General features: G+C 60.4%; 15 protein-coding genes. 2 read left to right on the top strand and 13 right to left on the bottom strand.

Features of this window, described 5'->3' with window-relative positions:
- Positions 1-17: 17 nt before the first annotated feature.
- The 9 genes from F3H58_RS19225 to F3H58_RS19180 form a co-directional block, all read right to left on the bottom strand.
- A complete protein-coding gene (locus F3H58_RS19225) occupies positions 18-506 on the bottom strand; it encodes a MaoC family dehydratase (protein ID WP_020809754.1) in 489 nt (162 codons plus the stop codon).
- Between the two features lie 54 nt (positions 507-560).
- Positions 561-2,516: a glycogen debranching protein GlgX gene (gene glgX / locus F3H58_RS19220; RefSeq protein WP_149743346.1), complete on the bottom strand. Its 1,956-nt coding sequence runs from the start codon at positions 2,514-2,516 to the stop codon at positions 561-563.
- A 298-nt stretch (positions 2,517-2,814) separates the two neighbouring features.
- On the bottom strand, positions 2,815-4,443 hold the full coding sequence (locus F3H58_RS19215; protein WP_149743345.1) for an alpha-D-glucose phosphate-specific phosphoglucomutase: 1,629 nt from the start codon (positions 4,441-4,443) through the stop codon (positions 2,815-2,817).
- A 4-nt stretch (positions 4,444-4,447) separates the two neighbouring features.
- On the bottom strand, positions 4,448-5,890 hold the full coding sequence (glgA, locus tag F3H58_RS19210; protein ID WP_137005281.1) for a glycogen synthase GlgA: 1,443 nt from the start codon (positions 5,888-5,890) through the stop codon (positions 4,448-4,450).
- Positions 5,891-5,895: 5 nt separating this feature from the next.
- Positions 5,896-7,158 (bottom strand): glucose-1-phosphate adenylyltransferase, encoded by a 1,263-nt coding sequence (gene glgC / locus F3H58_RS19205; RefSeq protein WP_149743344.1) that lies wholly within the window; start codon positions 7,156-7,158, stop codon positions 5,896-5,898.
- Between the two features lie 21 nt (positions 7,159-7,179).
- Entirely contained in the window at positions 7,180-9,387 is a 2,208-nt protein-coding gene (gene glgB, locus F3H58_RS19200; protein WP_149743343.1) for a 1,4-alpha-glucan branching protein GlgB, read from the bottom strand.
- Positions 9,387-11,849 carry a glycogen/starch/alpha-glucan phosphorylase gene (locus F3H58_RS19195; protein WP_125146827.1) on the bottom strand — a complete coding sequence of 821 codons (2,463 nt, stop codon included), beginning with the start codon at positions 11,847-11,849 and terminating at the stop codon, positions 9,387-9,389. The genes glgB and F3H58_RS19195 overlap by 1 nt, the downstream gene beginning before the upstream one ends.
- Before the next feature lie 441 nt (positions 11,850-12,290).
- On the bottom strand, positions 12,291-13,061 hold the full coding sequence (locus F3H58_RS19185; RefSeq protein ID WP_035263410.1) for a class II glutamine amidotransferase: 771 nt from the start codon (positions 13,059-13,061) through the stop codon (positions 12,291-12,293).
- On the bottom strand, positions 13,062-13,775 hold the full coding sequence (locus F3H58_RS19180; RefSeq protein WP_149743342.1) for an aspartate/glutamate racemase family protein: 714 nt from the start codon (positions 13,773-13,775) through the stop codon (positions 13,062-13,064).
- A 167-nt stretch (positions 13,776-13,942) separates the two neighbouring features.
- Here F3H58_RS19180 and F3H58_RS19175 point away from each other — a divergent pair, with 167 nt between their 5' ends.
- On the top strand, positions 13,943-14,404 hold the full coding sequence (locus F3H58_RS19175) for an Lrp/AsnC family transcriptional regulator (RefSeq protein ID WP_137005283.1): 462 nt from the start codon (positions 13,943-13,945) through the stop codon (positions 14,402-14,404).
- Positions 14,405-14,422: 18 nt separating this feature from the next.
- Here the strand turns inward: F3H58_RS19175 and F3H58_RS19170 are convergent, their stop codons facing one another.
- From F3H58_RS19170 to F3H58_RS19160, 3 genes are all read right to left on the bottom strand, one after another.
- Positions 14,423-15,406: an aldose 1-epimerase gene (locus tag F3H58_RS19170; RefSeq protein WP_149743341.1), complete on the bottom strand. Its 984-nt coding sequence runs from the start codon at positions 15,404-15,406 to the stop codon at positions 14,423-14,425.
- A 157-nt stretch (positions 15,407-15,563) separates the two neighbouring features.
- The gene (locus tag F3H58_RS19165; RefSeq protein WP_035263414.1) at positions 15,564-16,457 is read right to left on the bottom strand and encodes an NAD(P)-dependent oxidoreductase; all 894 of its coding nucleotides are present in this window, start codon (positions 16,455-16,457) and stop codon (positions 15,564-15,566) included.
- A gap of 88 nt (positions 16,458-16,545) precedes the next feature.
- Positions 16,546-17,301, bottom strand: coding sequence for an SDR family oxidoreductase (locus F3H58_RS19160; RefSeq protein WP_149743340.1), 756 nt, complete (start codon positions 17,299-17,301; stop codon positions 16,546-16,548).
- A gap of 220 nt (positions 17,302-17,521) precedes the next feature.
- Between F3H58_RS19160 and F3H58_RS19155 the strand changes: the two genes are divergently transcribed.
- Entirely contained in the window at positions 17,522-18,553 is a 1,032-nt protein-coding gene (locus F3H58_RS19155) for an L-idonate 5-dehydrogenase (RefSeq protein WP_149743339.1), read from the top strand.
- 290 nt (positions 18,554-18,843) lie between these two features.
- On the opposite strand, the gene F3H58_RS19150 is transcribed toward F3H58_RS19155, so the two are convergent.
- On the bottom strand, positions 18,844-19,098 hold a 255-nt coding region (locus F3H58_RS19150; RefSeq protein WP_149743338.1), incomplete at its 5' end, for a transposase.

Below are 19,098 nucleotides of genomic sequence, written 5' to 3'. Positions count from 1 at the left end.
TCTCCCTTACGGCAGTTTCAGGCGTCTTCCGGCCTGTCCTCCGGGTTGAACTGGCTGATGGTGGTCCAGCGGGCGGTAAGCGCCGGCTTTTTCTCGTTTTCGATGTCCACCGTCACGTCGTAGGTCGTCATCAACATGGCCGCGCCGCGAAAACGCGCCTCCGCCAGCGTGAAGCGGCCGCGCACCCGCGCACCGCTTTTGACCGGCGTAACGAAACGAACGGCATCGAAACCGTAATTGATGCCCATGGTCTGTTCGCGAATGCGGGGCAGGGCATCGTAATTCAGCGCCGAAAGCAGAGACAGCGTCAGGAATCCATGCGCGATGGTGCCGCCAAAGGGGCTTTCCGCTTTGGCGCGTTCCGGGTCGGTGTGGATGAACTGTTCGTCCAGCGTCGCCTTTCCGAAGGCGTCAATCATCGTCTGATCGACAGTAATCCAGTCGGAGACACCCATTTCCGTGCCGACCAGATTTTTCATCTCCGCCAGCGCAATTTCTTTTGTCATGTTACCTCGTCCGCATTGTTTCCAGGGACTTATACGGCTGGCGACGCGAAGGGATCAACTGCGCAGATAAAACACCACGGAACGGGCGGGCAGGAAGGCGGGATTGCCGAAATCCGTGCCGATCGCATGCCAGCCATCTCCGGGCAGCGTGAAAGGAACGACCTCCCGACCGCGATTGATGAGAACCGCAAGCTCGACCTCGTAGTCCGTTTCCCGGTCCGACGTTGAAAGCACCATGGCGAAGGCGGGTCCATTCGGGCTTTCCCAGTCCGCAATCGTCATGGGCTCCCCGCCCGGCGCAAGCCATGTCACATCGCAGCTGCCGGAAAAGAAGCCGGTCTCGGAAAAGACGCCGAAGCGTTTGCGAAGCGCTGCGAGAAATGCCGTGTGATTGATCAGTTCGGGGACAAGCGAAGACCAGTCGACCCAGGTGATGTCATTGTCCTGACAATAGGCGTTGTTGTTGCCATGCTGGCTGCGGCCGCCCTCATCGCCGGCGGTCAACATCAAGACGCCGCGGCTGACGAACAGTGTGGAAAGCAGCGCCTTCACATCCGCAATGCGGGCGGCGACAATGGCAGGGTCATCCGTCAGGCCTTCGAAACCATTGTTCCAGGAGTGGTTTTCATTGTGGCCGTCGCGATTGTTCTCGCCGTTTTTCTCATTGTGCTTGTGTTCGTGGCTGACGAGATCGAACAGGGTGAAACCGTCATGGGCAGCGAGAAAGTTGACGCTGCGGCTGTTTAAGCGGCCATGGCGGGAAAAGATCGGCGAAGACCCGGAAAGCGCGTCGGCCAGCGCCCCGGTGGTGCCGGCGTCGCCGCGCCAGAAGCGGCGCATATCGTCGCGGGCGCGGTCGTTCCACTCCAGAAAGCTCTCTGGGAAATTGCCAAGCTGATATCCGCCAGGGCCGATATCCCATGGTTCGGCGATCAGCAGGCGGTCGTAAAGCAAGGGGTCCGAATGCATGGCCGCGAGCGTCTCGCTTGCCATGTCGAAGCCATTGGCCGTTCGCCCGAGCACGGGCGCGAGATCGAAGCGGAAGCCGTCCACCCCGGCATTCAGAACGAAATGCCTGAGGGAATCGACGATGAGCTGGCGAATACAGGGATGATCGCAGGCAACCGTGTTGCCGGTGCCGGTATCGTTGACCAGCACACCCGGCTTTCCCGGCGGGTGGCGAAAGGCGGTGAGGTTATCGAGCCCGCGCAACGACAGGATCGAACCTTCGATATCGCTTTCGCCCGTATGGTTGAAGACCAGATCGAGAATGACGCCGATGCCTTGCGCATGCAGCACCGCAACCGTATCCCGCAATTCCCGCACGCCGCCGGGGCAGAGGCGCGGATCGAGCGCCATGAAGCCAACGGGATTATAACCCCAGGCGTTGGAAAGGCCGAGCGGCGGCAGGTGGCGCTCATCGATCCAGGCGGTGATCGGCATCAACTCCACCGCATCGACGCCGATCTTTTTCAGGTGCGCGACAATGGCGGGATGGGCAAGTGCGGCAACGGTGCCCCTGATCTCTTCCGGCACTTCAGGATGCAGCCGGGTGAAGGATTTGACGGCGAGTTCGTAAATCAGCCCGCCTTCGGCAAAAAGCGGCGGTTGACGCCGGACCGGCTCATATTGCGAAAGGATCGCCTTCGGCATGATCCCGCCGGTTTCCGCGCCAAAAGCATAAAGCGAAGGGTCATGACGGAAGGGGCGGTCGATCTCCGTGGCATAGGGGTCGAGCAGCAGCTTTGCAGGATCGAACCAGAGGCCGTGTTCGGGAGCGTAAATGCCGTGAGCGCGAAAGCCGTATCGCGTGCGGGGGCCGGCATCGGAGACGGTCAACCGGTGAACGTCATCTTCACCGCGCGTCATCGGCAAACGCGCCGTTTCTTTTTCGCCCTTCGCATCAAAAAGGCAGAGATCGATCTGCGAGGCGTGCCGGGAATAGACCGCGAATTCCGTTCCGTTTTCCGTCTGGATTGCGCCTTTGGGGAAAACGGAAGGTGTCTGCATGGTCTGTCTCTCCGGGGGATAGTTGTTTCTTCTTCGTGAGGTTAGAAGGTGGCCGGTAATGGAAGGCGGGTATGCGTCCGCCTGTGATCAATGGCGAACCCAAAACCGCTCCTCCGTCATGCTCGGGCCTGTCCCCAGCATCTGCTACGCATTGATTGGACGATGCGTTGGCAGATCCTCGGCACAAGGCCGAGGATGACGTCGAGTTTGGAGAGAGGTCTGTTACTACTCTCAGACGGCCTTGTGGCCGCCTCCCGTCTTTTCGATTCTGCGCCTCTCCAGCAACTGAACAAAACCCTCAGGTAATAACGCTCGGCTCACTACGGCCGGTATGGGCCTTGATGCCGGCGATCGTATCGGCAACGGAAATCAGGTCGGCGAGCGCTTCCTGCGTTTCGATGCCGTGACGCGCCGCATCCGGCTCGTAACGCTCGACATAGAGGCGAAGCGTGGCGCCCGCAGTACCCGTGCCGGAGAGGCGCAGCACGATGCGCGAACCGCCTTCGAACAGGATGCGGATGCCCTGATTTTTGCTGACCGACTGATCGACCGGATCGTGATAGGCAAAATCATCCGCCGCTGCGACCTTCAGATTGCCGTAGCTGGTGCCGGGAAGCGTGGCGAGTTTTTCGCGCAGGGTGGCGACCAGCGTGTTGGCGGCGTCCGAATCCACTTCCTCATAGTCATGGCGGGAATAGTAGTTGCGGCCATATTCGGCCCAGTGTTTTGTGACGATGTCCTTCACGCTTTCCTTGCGCGCGGCGACGATGTTCAGCCAGTAGAGCACAGCCCACAGGCCGTCCTTTTCGCGCACATGGTTGGAGCCGGTGCCGAAGCTTTCTTCGCCGCAGATCGTCACCTTGCCGGCATCCATGAGGTTGCCGAAGAATTTCCAGCCGGTCGGCGTTTCATACATGCCAAGGCCAAGCTTTTCGGCCACACGGTCCGCTGCCGCACTCGTCGGCATCGAGCGGGCAATGCCGGAAATGCCGGCGGCATAACCCGGGGCCAGTTTGGCATTGGCGGCGATGATGGCGAGGCTGTCGGACGGGGTGACGAACATGCCCTTGCCGACCACCATGTTGCGGTCGCCGTCGCCATCGGAGGCCGCGCCGAAATCGGGGCCTTCCGGGCTCATGACGTCGTCGTAAAGCTCCTTGGCGTGGACAAGGTTGGGGTCGGGATGATGGCCGCCGAAATCCGGCAGCGGCGTTGCGTTGCGGACGGAGCCCTTCGGCGCGCCGAGGCGCTTTTCGATGATTTCCACGGCATAGGGACCGGTGACGGCGCTCATGGAATCGATCACGACCTTGAAACCGCCGGCGATCAGCGCGCGGATGGCGGCGAAATCGAACAGTTCTTCCATCAGGGCGGCGTAATCGGCAACCGGGTCGATCACCTCGACCGTCAGTTCGTCCACCTTGAAGCTGCCCACCTTGTCGAGATCGATATCGGCGGCGTCGGAGATTTTATAGCTGTCGATGACCTTCGAGCGGGCATAGATCGCATCGGTGATCTTTTCCGGTGCGGGGCCGCCATTGCCGATATTGTATTTGATGCCGAAATCTTCGTTCGGGCCGCCGGGATTGTGGCTGGCGGAAAGCACGATGCCGCCGAAAGCCTTGTATTTGCGGATGACGTTGGAGGCGGCAGGCGTCGAGAGAATGCCGCCCTGACCGACCAGAACCTTGCCGAAACCGGCGGCGGCGGCCATCTTGATCGCCTTCTGGATGACTTCGCGATTGTAATAACGGCCATCGCCGCCGATCACCAGCGTCTGGCCCTGAAAGCCCTCAAGCGCGTCGAAGATCGACTGGATGAAATTCTCTGCGTAATTTTCCTGGGCGAAGACTGGCACCTTCTTGCGCAGGCCGGATGTGCCCGGCTTCTGGTCCTGATAGGGCTTCGTCTGAACGGTCTTGATCATTGTTTCAATGGCCTTTCGAAATAAGCTGGCTGTAAAGCGCGGCGTAAAGACCAGCGCTCTTTTCCCAGGAAACATCGGATTTCATTCCGAGTTTCTGCATTTGTGTCCATAGTTTCGGGTCGTGGTAATAACGGACGGTCCGGCGGATCGCCTGTTTCAGACCATCAAGCGTGACGGGTGAAAATTGCACGCCGGTCGCCGATTTATTGGCGATGGCGGCATGGTTGGCGTCGATCACCGTGTCGGCAAGGCCGCCGGTGCGGGCGACGACCGGAATGCAGCCGTAGCGCAGCGCATAAAGCTGGGTGAGGCCGCAGGGCTCGAAACGCGAGGGAATGATGATCGCATCGCAGCCTGCCTGCATCAGATGCGACAGCGGCTCGTTATAACCGACAGCAACGCCGACGCGGCCATGGTGGCGGGATGCCGCCGCCAGAAGCGCGCCTTCCAGCGCCACTTCGCCGGCGCCCAGCACCACCAGACGACCGCCGAGGGAAACGATCTCGTCTACGGCTTCCGCCATAAGGTCGATGCCCTTCTGCCAGGTGAGGCGGGAGATGATGCAGAAAAGCGGGCTGTCATCATCGTCGATGCGGAAATGTTCGGCGACAGCCTTCTTGTTCAGCGCGCGGTTCTTGAGATTGGCGGCCGAATAATTGTCGTGGATCAGATGGTCCGTCGCCGGGTTCCAGACATCGGCATCAATGCCGTTGACGATGCCGTGCAGCACATGGGCGCGGCTGCCGATGACGCCGTGCAGGCCCATGCCGAATTGGGGAGTGAGGATTTCCTCGGCATAGGACGGGCTGACGGTGCTGAGCGCCGTTGCCGTCTGCAAGCCGCCCTTCAGGAAGCTCACATCGTTGTAATATTCGATGCCTTCCATGCCGAAGGCATGGGCGGGCAATGCAAGCTTGCTGAAGATATTCGCGCCGAACTGGCCCTGAAAAGCGATGTTGTGGATGGTGAGAAGGCTCGGAATCTCGGGCGTTTCGGCATAACGCATATAGACCGGCGCCATGGCGGCTTGCCAGTCATGGGCATGCACCATATCCGGCCGCCAGCCGGGAAGCGCGCCGGCGGCGATGCGGGCCGCAGCCAGCGACAGCGCCGCGAAACGCTTCCAGTTGTCAGGGTAATCCTTGCCGGTCTGGTCGAGATAGGGGCCGCCGGAGCGCTCGTAATAGGCGGGCGCATCGAGAATGAGGAGGTCGAGCCCCTCATGCCGCACTTCGAGCACATCGGCTTTTTCGCCGAGCAGATCGGTAAATTCGAAACATTTGACGGGGTCCGTCACGGCGGCTTTTACCGCCGGATATCCGGGTATCAATGTGCGCGTCGTGACGCCATGGGCTTCCAGCGCGATGGGGAGCGCGCCGGCAACGTCGGCGAGCCCTCCGGTCTTGATCAGGGGATAGATTTCGGATGAAACCGAAAGGACATTCATGGGCTCTACAGGTCCAGCTTGTCGATCATCGATTGGGTGATAAGGCAAATGCCGTTTTCGGTGCGGCGGAAACGTTTGGCATCCAGTTCTGAGTCTTCTCCTACAATCAGTCCTTCCGGAATGACCACGCCATGGTCGATGACGACATTGCTGAGCTGGGCATGACGCCCGATCTTCACACTCGGCAGTACTACGGCATTCTCAAGGCGGGAGTATGAATTTGCGCGCACCCCGGTAAACAGCAGGCTGCGCTGCAGGGAGGCGCCGGAAATGATGCAATCGCCGGAGACGACCGAAGACACGGCCGAACCGCGGCGGTTCTCGTCATCGTGCACGAATTTCGCCGGCGGGGTGATTTCCGCATAGGTCCAGATCGGCCAGGACTTGTCATAGATATCGAGGTCCGGCACCACATCGGTCAGGTCGATATTGGCCTGCCAATAGGCGTCGATGGTGCCGACGTCGCGCCAGTAAGGGCCATGCTCGAAATCCGAACGCACGCAGCTATCGGCGAAGCGATGGGCGACGGCTTTGCCGTGCTCGACGATATAGGGAATGATGTCCTTGCCGAAGTCGCGGCTGGAAGTCGGGTCGGCGGCGTCGCGGCGCAGGGCTTCCATCAGGAATTTCGTGTGGAAGACGTAAATGCCCATCGAGGCGAGAGCGAAGCCTTCATTGCCGGGAATGCCCGGCGGATCGGCCGGTTTTTCTATGAAATCGATGATCTCGTCTTTTTCATTCACATGCATCACGCCGAAGCCGGTCGCTTCCATGCGCGGCACTTCAAGGCAGCCGATCGTCACGTCGGCGCCGGAATCGACATGCTGCTGCAGCATGTATTCGTAGTCCATCTTGTAGATATGGTCGCCGGCGAGGATAACCATATATTCCGGCGCATAGGGCTCGATGATGTCGATGTTCTGGTAGACGGCGTCGGCCGTGCCTTCATACCATTGCGTTTCGGAAACGCGCTGGGAGGCCGGCAGAATATCGAAGCTTTCGTTACGCTCGGGACGGAAGAAATCCCAGCCACGCTGCAGGTGGCGGATGAGCGAGTGCGCCTTGTATTGCGTGGCGACGCCAATGCGGCGAATGCCGGAATTGAGCGCGTTGGAAAGCGCAAAATCGATGATACGCGCCTTGCCGCCAAAATAAACGGCGGGTTTTGCCCGGCGGTCCGTCAGTTCCTTCAGGCGGCTGCCTCTCCCGCCTGCGAGGACATAGGCCATTGCATCACGCGCCAAAGGCTGAACTCTTTTTTCCGACATGGTGTCCTCCCTCTCTGTCTGTCAGTTTTCCGGCTCGAGCATGATCGTTGCGAGTGGCGGCAGAACGAGCATTGTCCCAATGTCTCCCCCGGCATCGACCGCCTGAACGCGTCCGCCATTTCCCTTGCCGCTGCCGCCATAAATTTCGGCGTCGGTATTGAGAATCTCCCGCCACCGCCCCGCCTGGGGCAGCGGCACATAATAATTTTCCCTGTAGACCGGGGTCAGATTGCAGATGACCGCCACCGGCTTTTCACCCGGCGCCGTGCGCAGCCAGGCGAAGACGGAGTTCTCGTGATCGTCAACCACCAGCCAGCGGAAGCCTTCGGGTTCGCAGTCACGGGCGTGCAGGGCAGCTTTGGATCGGTAGGTGAGGTTGAGATCGCGCACGAGGCGGCGCATACCCTCATGCATCGGATATTGGCGCAGGTTCCAGTCGAGCGAGCCCTTTTCGCTCCATTCGCTCCATTGTGCGAATTCCTGCCCCATGAAGAGCAGCTTCTTGCCGGGATAGCCCCACATGAAGGCGTAATAGGACCGCAGATTGGCGAATTTCTGCCAGTCGTCGCCGGACATCTTGGCGATCAGCGATCCCTTGCCGTGCACCACCTCGTCATGGGAAAGCGGCAGCACGAAATTTTCGCTGAAGGCGTAAAGCAGGCCGAAGGTCAGCTCCTGATGGTGGAACTTGCGATGCACCGGCTCGCGCGAGAAATAACTCAGCGTGTCGTGCATGAAGCCCATGTTCCATTTGAAGCCGAAGCCGAGGCCGCCCTCGTGGACCGGCTGAGATACTTTCGGCCAGGAGGTGGATTCCTCGGCAATGGTCATGACACCCGGATGGGTGCCGTAGACGAGGGAATTCATCTTCTGCAGGAAGCGGACGGATTCGAGATTTTCCCGCCCGCCATATTCATTGGGGATCCACTCGCCTTCCTTGCGGGAATAATCGAGATAGAGCATCGAGGCGACCGCATCCACGCGCAGGCCGTCGAGATGGAATTTCTCGGCCCAATAAAGCGCATTGTTGATGAGGTAGGACATCACCTCGATGCGGCCGAAATTATAGATGGCCGTGTTCCAGTCGGGGTGAAAACCCTGACGCGGATCGGCATGTTCGTAAAGCGCGGTGCCATCGAACCAGCGCAAGCCGTGCTCGTCGGTCGGAAAATGCGCCGGAACCCAGTCGAGCAACACGCCGATGCCGACCTTGTGCGCGCCATTGACGAAACGCGCAAAGCCCTCCGGATCGCCGAAGCGGGCGGACGGCGCATAAAGCCCGGTCGTCTGGTAACCCCATGAGGGATCATAGGGATGTTCGGTGATGGGCAGGAATTCGATATGGGTGAAGCCCATATCCGTGCAATAGGGAATGAGCTGGGCGGCCAGTTCGTCCCAGCTCAGGAACGTGCCGTCCTCGCGCCGCCGCCAGGAGCCGGCATGCACTTCGTAAATGCTGATCGGCTGGCGGCGCTGGTCCACCTGCGCCCAATGTTCCCGGTGGGCCTGGTCTTCCCATTTCTGGGTGAGTTCCGGCGCGGTAACGGAGGCGTTCTTCGGCCGCAACTCGGCGCGCCGCGCATAGGGGTCTGCCTTCAACGGCAGAAGCTCGCCGTTTGCGCCGAGGATTTCGAACTTGTAGGCACAGCCGGCATAGACGTCAGGCGCGAAGATTTCCCAGATGCCGGTATCCTTGCGGAACCGCATGACGTGCCGGCGGCCATCCCAATTGTTGAAATCGCCGACGACGGAAACACGCCGCGCATTGGGCGCCCAGACGGCGAAGTGGAAGCCCTCCACGCCCTCGAGCTTCAGCGGATGCGCGCCCATCCTGTCGAAGAGCCGCAGATGCGATCCTTCGCGGACGAAATAATCGTCCATGGGGCCGAGAACCGGACCAAAACTGTAGGGGTCGGTCACCGCCCATTCGGCATCGTCGCGGCTGGCGCGATACCGCACAGGCTGTCGCTTCGAAAGATCGATCCGGCCTTCGAAAAAGCCATCCGGATCGAGCCGCTTCAATTCGCCCACGAAATTTCCGTCCAGCGTCAGGACGGAAACCTCCTCGGCGCCCGGAATGAAACAGCGGGCGGAAAACCCTTCCGGCGTTTCGTGAACGCCGAGAAGGGCAAAGGGATTGGAATGCAAACCGCTCTTGATCGCCTCGATTTCAGCCTTCGTGATGTCGCCAGTCTTTTTCTCTTCGGCCGAATTGAGCGGTTTTTTCATCAGGCTCTCCAGATCTCGGTGGCATATTGGCGGATTGTCCGGTCGGACGAGAACCAGCCCATACGCGCCGTGTTGCGCACTGTCTTGGCATACCAGCTGTCCGGATCGCTCCAGATCGCGTCCACTTCCCGCTGCGCATTGGCATAGGCGTCGAAGTCGGCGGCGACCATGAACCAGTCGCTGTTGTAGATACCGTCGATCAGGCCAGCGAAACGGGAGCGGTCATCCGGCGAGAAGACGCCGGAGGCGATGGAAGACAGCGCCTGCGACAGCTCGGCCGATCCTTCGATGATCGCGCGGGGATTGTGGCCTTCGGCACGCGCCTTGGCCACTTCATCCGCCGTCATGCCGAAGATGACGATATTCTCCGCGCCGACATGATCGCGCATTTCGACGTTGGCGCCATCGAGCGTGCCGATGGTGAGCGCGCCGTTGAGTGCGAATTTCATGTTGCCGGTGCCGGAAGCTTCCATGCCGGCCGTCGATATCTGTTCGGAAAGATCGGCGGCGGGAACCATGATTTCCGCAAGCGAGACGTTATAGTTCGGAACAAACACCACTTTCAGAAGCCCGCGCACGGCCGGATCGTTGTTGATGACCCGGGCAATATCGTTGGCAAGCTTTATGATCAGCTTCGCGTTGTGATAACTCGGCGCCGCCTTGCCTGCGAAGAACTTAACGCGCGGCACCCAATCCAGTTCCGGGTGGGAACGGATCTGATCGTAAAGCGCGACCGTTTCCACGAGGTTCAGAAGCTGGCGCTTATATTCATGGATACGCTTGATCTGGATGTCGAACATGGCCGAAGGATCGACGCGGATGCCCATGCGCTGCGCCACCGTGTTGGCAAGCCGCACCTTGTTCAGACGCTTCACCTCGGCGAATTTTTCGCGGAAACCGGCATCGTCGGCAAAACGGTCGAGCGCGGTGAGCTTTTCCGCATCGTCGAGGAAATCGTCGCCAATTGCTTCGCGCAGCAGGCTGGTGAGGCCCGGATTGCACTGCATCAGCCAGCGGCGCGGTGTGATGCCATTGGTCTTGTTGTTGATGCGCTCAGGATAAAGGCTGTGCAGGTCGGCAAAGACCGTTTCCTTCATCAGGTCGGTATGAAGGGCGGAAACGCCGTTGATGGAATGCGAGCCGATAAAGGCGAGGTTGCCCATGCGCACGCGACGTTCGCCGCCTTCATCGATCAGCGAGATCGAACGGATCTGCTGATCCGCCATCTTCTTTTCCTTGCGGGCGTAGACCAGCGTATTGGCGTTGATCGCATAGACGATCTGCATATGTCTTGGCAGAAGACGCTCGAGCAGCGGCACCGGCCAGCTTTCCAGCGCCTCCGGCAGAAGCGTGTGGTTGGTATAGGAGAATGTGCCCTGCGTGATCTTCCACGCTTCCTCGAATTCCAGCCCGTGCACATCGCACAGAAGACGCATCATTTCAGCGATGGAAATGGCCGGATGCGTATCGTTGAGCTGGATCGAGACCTTCTCGGGCAGCGAGGTGAAATCGGGATATTGCTGCAAATGGCGGCGCAGAATGTCCTGCAGCGAGGCGGAGGAGAAGAAGAACTCCTGCCGCAGGCGCAGTTCCTGACCGGCCGGCGTCGCATCGGCGGGGTAGAGAACCCGCGTCAGGCTTTCCGCCTTGTTGCTTTCGCGCAAGGCGCCGATATGGTCGCCGGCATTGAAGGCGGCCAGCAGAATGGGGTCGATCGGCTGCGCCGACCACAGGCGAAGCGTATTAACGCGGGTGCCGCGCCAGCCGACGACCGGCGTGTCGTAAGCCATCGCGATCACGCGTTCGGCCGGTTTCCAGACGAAACGTTGCGGATCTTCATAACCGCCGATGGTTTCCACCGAGCCGCCGAAGCCGATCTCATAGGAGCTTTCGCGGCGCTCGAATTCCCAGGGGTTGCCGTGCGCCAGCCAGGTTTCCGGCAGTTCCACCTGCCATCCGTCCGCCATCTGCTGGCGGAAGAGGCCGTGCACGTAACGGATGCCGTAGCCATAGGCGGGAATGTCGACGGTCGCCATGGATTCCATGAAACAGGCCGCAAGCCGGCCGAGACCGCCATTGCCGAGCGCCGCATCCGGCTCCAGCCCGGCGATGACATCCAGATCGACGCCGAGTGAAGACAGGGCATCGCGGATTTCGTGCATCAGGCCGATATTGGAGATGGCGTCGCGCATCAGGCGGCCGATCAGGAATTCGAGCGACAGATAATAAACGCGCTTGGAATTGTTGGCATAGGCCTTGCGGGTGGATTCCATCCACTTGTCGATGATGCGGTCGCGCACGACGAGGATGGTTGCGGTCAGCCAGTCATGCGGCTTGGCAACCTTGACATCCTTGCCGATACGGTAGGTGAGGCGTTCGATGATTTCCGACGCCATGATTTCCGGGTTGGAACTGCGCGGGGCGGGACGGGGAAGATCGGCGGCGTTAAGATTATTGATCATTGGTCGGTCAGCACCTTGGTGGGAGGAGAGGGTCTGATGAGGTCGATCCGGTTTGCCTTTGCTGATGCCAGTTTATGCATCGATATGGAGGCGTGGCAACAGCAATTTTTTCGGAAAATTGAACAGCTTAGCGCAATGAAAAATAAGTGTTTTTCTCGGCGCCCAAAGGATCGCCGAAGGCATTGATCGCCCTGGCTGCGCCGTTCTTCAGCGAATTTTCTTGGTCCTTGCGATGCCGGGCATCGCTCGGAAAAGGGGAAGAGGCTGCAATACTTCTGAAATGGTTCACCGGTCCTGAAATCTGTTTCGAACTATCGGATCACACACTAGCCTTCGCGGTTGCGAAAATTCAATGAAAATAAACAGGGCAGCGCTGCCGCCGCGCCGACCTGTCGTGGCGCGGGTGTAAAAACCGGCTGCGATCATCGCCAGTGGCGCTGTTTACGGCAGGAGAAAAGGCTCCATCGCCATCTCGCCGGCGCGGATCGTCACCCTGGTATTGGGGGGAACGGCGCACCACGGCGCGCAATCGAAGGAAAAGGGTTCGGAACTCAATGCGATGCCGTCATCGAGCCCGCGCCAGTAGAGTGTCGGCGGCTTGTCGTCGCTCGACCAGCGGAAGGCATGCAAGCAATCGCCATCCATCAGGACGGCGCTGAATCGCAGCGCGGAAGAGACACCTGCCGCCATCATCTTTTCCTGGCAGAGCCGCAGCGCGGTGGAAATGGCGCGAACCGGCTCGGTATCGAGGCCATGCCCGGCGGCGATGAGGAAGATCGCTTCGCTGTCGCCGGTGCCGCGTCGCGACGCATAGATATCGTCGGGGATGAGGGAATCGATATCGCGCCTGATCTGCTCGTAACCGCCGATCTGGCCGTTATGCATGAACAGGTATCGCCCATGCGCAAAGGGATGGCAGTTCGCGCGGGACACTTCGCCTGACGTGGCGGAGCGGACATGGGCCATGAACATGCCCGAACGGAGTTGGTGGCAAAGCGCCGCCAGATTGGCGTCGGACCAGGCGGGCCTTGTATCGCGAAAAACGCCGGGCGTTCCGCGTTCGCCATACCAGCCAAGGCCGCAGCCATCGCCATTGACGACGGTTTTCGCTTCCCTTGCGGCCATGGACTGGCTGACCAGCGATGCTTCCGGCTCGATCAGCAGACTGTCGAGCCAGACCGGCTTACCGGAATAGGCAAAGAGGCGACACATTCATGCGGCTCTGTTCAGGGCCTTGTTTCCGAGGGCGAAGCCGACGGCGGCCTTCGCGTGAATGGCGGTCGAATCGTAACCCGGCAGCGGCAGGGCATCGGGATCGATCAGCAGCGAAATCTCGGTGCAGCCGAGAATGACGGAATCGACGCCAAGTGCGCGGGCCTTCTCGATGACCGCGAGATAGCGCTCGCGCGAGCAGGACTTGATTTCGCCCTGGCAGAGTTCGCCGAAGATGATGTCGTGTATTGCACCCCGGTCTTCCGCATCGGGCACGACCACCTCGACGCCGTGGCGGCGCATGCGGTCGGTGTAGAAACCATGTTCCATCGTGTAGCGGGTGGCGAGCAAAAGCGGCTTGCGGCGTCCGTCCGCCTTCAGGGCTGCGGCGGTTTCATCGATGATATCGATCAGCGCCACGCCGGACATCTTCTCAACGGTGTCCGCGACCAGATGCATGGTGTTGGTGCAGATCAGCACGCAATCGGCACCCGCATTGGCAAGGCGCGCGCCGGCCGCACCCAGAAGCGCACCTGCCTCATCCCAGCGATCGGCCTTCTGAAGGGCGACGACTTCGGAAAAATCGAGCGAATGCATGACGATGTCTGCCGAGACCAGCCCGCCGCGGCTGTCGCGCACGGCCTCGTTGATCATGCGGTAATAGGTTGCGGTGGATTCCCAGCTCATGCCGCCGATCAGGCCGATGCGTTTCATAAGAGTTCCCTTATCAAGTTTGATTGAAAATAATAATGCCATCCTCTGGGCGAAAACGGCATGCGTTTTTGCAGGGATTTCGCGGCGTAGATGCAAAATTGGAGCGCTCTTTATCTAAAGATCGCAAATTTCTTGCGCAGTTGCGTTAACCTGTGCATTCTTTATCGATGATTGATGATCGCGACCGCCGAATCCTTGCGATTCTCCAGGAAAATGCAGAAACGCCGCTCTCCGACATTGCGGAGGAAGTGTCGCTGTCGCTATCGGCCTGTTCGCGCCGCATCACGCGGCTGCGGGCGGAAGGTTATGTGACGGGTACGATGGCGCTGCTCGACCGGCGCAAGATCAACCTGCCGACCACGGTTTTCCTGCTGGTGAGAACCGGCCTGCATGCGGAGGACTGGCTGGACCGGTTCCATGCCGCCGTCAGCACCATACCGGAAATCGTCGAGGTTCACCGGCTGACCGGCAATTTCGACTATATTCTGAAACTCGTGCTGCCGAATGTCGAATATTACGACACGATCTACAAACAGATCCTGCGCCGCGTCGAGCTTTACGACATGTCCGCCTATATCTCGATGGAGACCGTGAAGCTGTCGTCTTCGCTGCCGACGACACATATCTGAGCGATCATCGGACCTTGATCAGCGCCCCGTCTCGAAACGAACACCGAAGCGGAAGCTTCGCGTCTCGCCCGGTTGCAGCGCAATCGCATCCGCGAGTTCCGGCTGGTTGAAGGCGTTGGTCGGCGTTTCCACCGGTTCGAGCGCGATGGATTGGCGCCTGTCGCGGGCGAGCGTATCGCCGGTGAAGACATGCATGTGCCCGCGCTCCTGCCATACCGTCAGGCTCGAACCGTCGTGCCGGTTTTCGAGCCTCGTTTCGTAAAGCCCGTTTTCGGATGCGATGAGGTCGGTGAAGCAGACATCGAGCACATGGCCGGCCAGCGGCGCATGGAGAAAGCGGGTGTCGTCCCGTTTGACCATCCCGCCCTGCGGGTCTCGCAGGGGGATCAGGTCTTCGTCTGTTTCAATTGCCGTTCGCGAGGGCAGCGTGAGGAGAAGATCATCGATAGACGTGGTGCCGGGCAGCCGGAAATAGGGATGCCAGCCGGCGGCGAAAGGCAGGGGCCGGTCATCGCGATTGACGCCGCGTATGTCGATGGTGACCCCATGGCCGGCGAAACGATATTCCACCTCTATGGCGAGACGGTAGGGATAACCCTTGAAATCCGCAGGCGCTATTTCGGCGCGGAAGACGAGAATGTGAGCGCCGTTTTCCTCGAAAGACTCGGCAAGTGCGAAAGGCAGGGCTCTCGCGAATCCGTGGAAGACGAGGGCTTCATGGGCAAGCACCGGTTCAATGTGGTGCATCTGCCCGCCAAAACTGAACCGACCATCAGGGATGCGGTTGGTGAAGGGTGCGAGAATGCCGTTTCTCACGCCATTTTGCGACTGTATTTCGGCAGGCGTCGAATATCCGTCGACAAGGTTTTCACTTTTGCCGCCATCCGCAGAGACCGGCCGCCAGCTTAAAAGCGTCGCGCCCTCGTAAGCGATTTCGGCAGTGAAACCGTTTCCAGAAACGGTCAGACCGGCAATCCCCGTGCCTGTGGTGGAGGGTGTCATCGGGAAATTGTCCTTTGCATGCAAGCGTCTGCGGTCATCGGGGCAGCTGCCGTGCCGATTCGCCCGATCATCTTCGCTGAAGGACAATTTCGCAATGGCCGTTAAGGGCCCGCAAGGGCTGTATCAACAGCTCCTGCCATCCATGTCTGCCGGGCAATCAGTCCGGAAAGGTGCGTTTTGCGCCGCTGAAATATTCCATCAGCGCGGCCTGATCCTCCCCACCCAGCCCGGCCGCCGTCAGCATGCGGTGCACCTCGGCGCAAACCGCTGTCAGCGGCATGGCCGTGTTGGTGCGCCGGGCGAGGTCCTGCGCGCCGTTGAGGTCTTTCACCATATTGTCGATGCGGCCGGTGCGGCGGTAATCCTTCGCCACATAACGCGGCATATATTCCTGCAGGATGGCGCTGTCGGCGCGGCCGCCCTTCAGCGCCTGCGGGATCTTGGCGGCATCGACGCCGGCATCCAGCGCAAGCTGCGTTGCTTCCGCCACCGCAAGGAAATTTAGCCCGCACAGAACCTGGTTGATGAGTTTCGTCGTCTGCCCCGCGCCGCAGGGTCCCATGTGGGTATAATTGCTGGCCACATGCCGCAGCACGCGGTGGGCATCGGCCACATCCGTTTCGCTGCCGCCGGCCATCAGCGTCAATTGCCCGATGAGCGCTTTGGGCGCGCCGCCCGAAAGCGGGCTGTCCACCCAGCGCAGGCCTTTTTCCGCGGCATCGGCCGCCAGTTCCTTCGTCGCTTCCGGATCGATGGAGGACATGTCGATGATGAGCGTGCCGGGCTTCGCCCCCGCCGCGACGCCATCCTTGCCGAAGACGGCGATGCGAACGATTTTCGGCGAATTGAGGCTGAGGATGACCACATCGGAAACCGAAGCCGCTTCCGCCGCCGTACCCGCGCTCTGCGCGCCAAGGCTCGTCAGCGCCGCCACCTTCTCCGCATCCAGATCGAAAACCGTCAGCTGATTTCCGGTCTCGATGAGCCGTGTGCCGATTGCCCCGCCCATGGCGCCGGCGCCGATGAGGGCGACTTTGTTCTTCTCGGTCATGGTGTTCACGGCCTCCTCCCAAAGTGTCGTGGTGTCGTCGGTTCAAAACCGGATGGCAGCCGCAGCCGGCCATCCGGTTTCGGTGTTTTTAAAGCGAAGCGGTGATGCCGCCGTCGACGTAGAGAATATGTCCGTTCACGAAGGACGAGGCATCGGACGACAGGAAGATGCAGGCGCCGACAAGCTCTTCGACCTTGCCCCAGCGACCGGCGGGCGTGCGCTTTTCAAGCCATGCCGAGAAGGTCTCGTCCGCCACCAGGGCCGCGTTGAGCGGCGTATCGAAATAACCGGGTGCGATGGCGTTGCATTGCAGGCCGTATTTGGCCCAGTCCGTCGCCATGCCTTTAGTCAGGTTGCCGACGGCGCCCTTGGTGGCGGTGTAGGGCGCGATGCCGGGGCGGGCAAGGGCGGTCTGAACGCTGGCGATGTTGATGATCTTGCCACGGCCGCGGCTGATCATGTGGCGCGCGGCCGCCTGTCCGGCGTGGAAGACCGAGGCGATGTTGGTCTGCAACAGGCGCTCGAAGGCATCTGCCGGAAAATCCTCAAGCGGCGTGCGGTGCTGCATGCCGGCATTGTTGACCAGAATATCGATGGGACCTACTTCCGCCTCGAAACCGTCGATGGCCTTGCGCACCGCTTCATGATCGGTAGCGTCGAAGGCAAGCGTTTTGGCGCCCGTGATGCCAGCGGCGGCAGCTTTCAGCTTCGCCTCGTCGCGCCCGTTCAGCACCACTTCCGCTCCTGCTTCCGCCAGCCCTTGCGCCAGCGCGAAGCCGATGCCCTGGGACGAACCCGTGATCAGGGCGCGGCGGCCGGAAAGATCGAACAATTTAAGGCCCACTGTTTCCTCCAGTCTCTCGACATTGCATTCATACATGTTTATGTTATCGATAACATTCATCCCTTTCAGACGAGGATGTCAAGGCTTAAACGCCCGGTTTCGGTACGGATCGGCCGGGCGGGGAGGCGGCACGACGTGCAAATGCGCGGCAGGCGGCGGTGACAGGGATGCGGATTATTTTGTCGCGCCGCTCAGGCGCGATGTCGAACGGGAGATATTTATGAGAGCGATTGTTGCCCATGGGGCGAAGGATGTGCGCATCGAGGAGCGGCCCGAGGAAGCGCCGGGACCGGGAGAAGTGCGGCTTCGTCTGGTCCGGGGCGGAATTTGCGGCAGCGATCTGCATTATTACAATCATGGCGGCTTCGGCGCGGTGCGGCTTCGTGAACCCATGGTGCTCGGCCATGAGGTCTCCGCCGCCATCGAAGAACTGGGCGAGGGCGTGGAAGGGCTGAAGGTCGGCGGTTTGGTTGCCGTTTCGCCGTCCCGCCCATGCCGAACCTGCCGCTTTTGCCAGGAATGCCTGCACAACCAGTGCCTCAACATGCGCTTTTATGGCAGCGCCATGCCTTTCCCACATATTCAGGGCGCTTTCCGTGAGGTGTTGGTGGCCGACGCCCTGCAATGCGTGCCGGCCGATGGGCTCAGCGCCGGCGAGGCGGCCATGGCGGAGCCGCTGGCGGTGACGCTGCATGCCACGCGCCGCGCCGGGGATTTGCTGGGGAAACGCGTGCTCGTCACCGGCTGTGGCCCGATCGGCATCCTGTCCATTCTGGCGGCCCGCCGTGCCGGCGCGGCCGAGATCGTCGCGACCGATCTTTCCGATTTCACGCTTGCCAAGGCGCGTGAAGCCGGTGCGGATCGTGTCATCAACAGCAAGGATGAGCCCGATGCGCTTGCCGCCTATAGTGCTAACAAGGGAACCTTCGATGTTCTTTATGAATGCTCTGGCGCCGCCGTGGCGCTTGCCGGCGGTATTGCGGCGCTTCGTCCGCGCGGCATCATCGTCCAGCTCGGGCTTGGCGGCGATATGAGTCTGCCGATGATGGCGATCACCGCCAAGGAACTGGATCTGCGCGGCTCTTTCCGCTTCCACGAAGAATTCGCCACCGGCGTTGAATTGATGCGCAAGGGCCTGATCGACGTCAAGCCGTTCATCACGCAGACCGTCGATCTCGCCGATGCCATCTCGGCCTTCGAATTCGCCTCGGACCGCAGCCGTGCGATGAAGGTGCAGATCGCTTTTTCGTAAGCAAGGTTTCTACGCGCGAATGTGCCGACGTTTCGTTCGGCGGCGGGTCATCCCGCCGCCGATTTTTTATGGGCGGTTTTCCGCCCGCCTCCATGCGATGGCGATGTTATCGATATCATCGATGAGTATGAAGGCATGGACGCAAGGCGGTAATTCCATCGAGTCCACGCTTGATTGCCGTCATTCCGGCCCTGAGCCGGAATCCAGCCAGCCCAAGTCCTTGGGCTGAAAAAGACCTCTCTCGTCGCGCAGAGGCGCGTCGGCTGGCAACTGTATTGATGCATGTTGTTTCAAGCTGCTTGGAATGTGGTTTTATCCCTGAGCATGGCGTTTGCGATGACGAGCAGTTTGCGGGCGATGGCAATGATCATGACCTTGAACGGTTTGCCTTTGGCCTGCATGGCCTGAACCATGCGGGCGAATGGCGACTTTAACCGGTAGGCCACCAGCGCCGCCATGTAGAGGGCATCGCGAACGCGCTTTCGTCCGCCGCGGATATGGCGCTGGCCGCGGTGAATGCCGCTATCGGCATTGAAGGGGGCAAG

The sequence above is a fragment of the Rhizobium sp. NFACC06-2 genome, from assembly GCF_900101425.1.
In the GTDB taxonomy this organism is placed as follows: domain Bacteria; phylum Pseudomonadota; class Alphaproteobacteria; order Rhizobiales; family Rhizobiaceae; genus Agrobacterium; species Agrobacterium leguminum.
Note: the sequence above shows the minus strand (reverse complement) of the source record. Positions and strands in the feature narration are given on the sequence as shown.

What these genes read in the sequence shown, in the direction of transcription:
- F3H58_RS19215 (WP_149743345.1), bottom strand. Translation starts at nt 4,443, where the DNA reads ATGATCAAGACCGTTCAGACGAAGCCCTATCAGGACCAGAAGCCGGGC.
- F3H58_RS19195 (WP_125146827.1), bottom strand. Translation starts at nt 11,849, where the DNA reads ATGATCAATAATCTTAACGCCGCCGATCTTCCCCGTCCCGCCCCGCGC.
- F3H58_RS19170 (WP_149743341.1), bottom strand. Translation starts at nt 15,406, where the DNA reads ATGACACCCTCCACCACAGGCACGGGGATTGCCGGTCTGACCGTTTCT.
- F3H58_RS19225 (WP_020809754.1), bottom strand. Translation starts at nt 506, where the DNA reads ATGACAAAAGAAATTGCGCTGGCGGAGATGAAAAATCTGGTCGGCACG.
- F3H58_RS19185 (WP_035263410.1), bottom strand. Translation starts at nt 13,061, where the DNA reads ATGTGTCGCCTCTTTGCCTATTCCGGTAAGCCGGTCTGGCTCGACAGT.
- glgC (WP_149743344.1), bottom strand. Translation starts at nt 7,158, where the DNA reads ATGTCGGAAAAAAGAGTTCAGCCTTTGGCGCGTGATGCAATGGCCTAT.
- glgA (WP_137005281.1), bottom strand. Translation starts at nt 5,890, where the DNA reads ATGAATGTCCTTTCGGTTTCATCCGAAATCTATCCCCTGATCAAGACC.
- F3H58_RS19155 (WP_149743339.1), top strand. Translation starts at nt 17,522, where the DNA reads ATGAGAGCGATTGTTGCCCATGGGGCGAAGGATGTGCGCATCGAGGAG.
- F3H58_RS19180 (WP_149743342.1), bottom strand. Translation starts at nt 13,775, where the DNA reads ATGAAACGCATCGGCCTGATCGGCGGCATGAGCTGGGAATCCACCGCA.
- F3H58_RS19165 (WP_035263414.1), bottom strand. Translation starts at nt 16,457, where the DNA reads ATGACCGAGAAGAACAAAGTCGCCCTCATCGGCGCCGGCGCCATGGGC.
- F3H58_RS19175 (WP_137005283.1), top strand. Translation starts at nt 13,943, where the DNA reads ATGATTGATGATCGCGACCGCCGAATCCTTGCGATTCTCCAGGAAAAT.
- glgX (WP_149743346.1), bottom strand. Translation starts at nt 2,516, where the DNA reads ATGCAGACACCTTCCGTTTTCCCCAAAGGCGCAATCCAGACGGAAAAC.
- glgB (WP_149743343.1), bottom strand. Translation starts at nt 9,387, where the DNA reads ATGAAAAAACCGCTCAATTCGGCCGAAGAGAAAAAGACTGGCGACATC.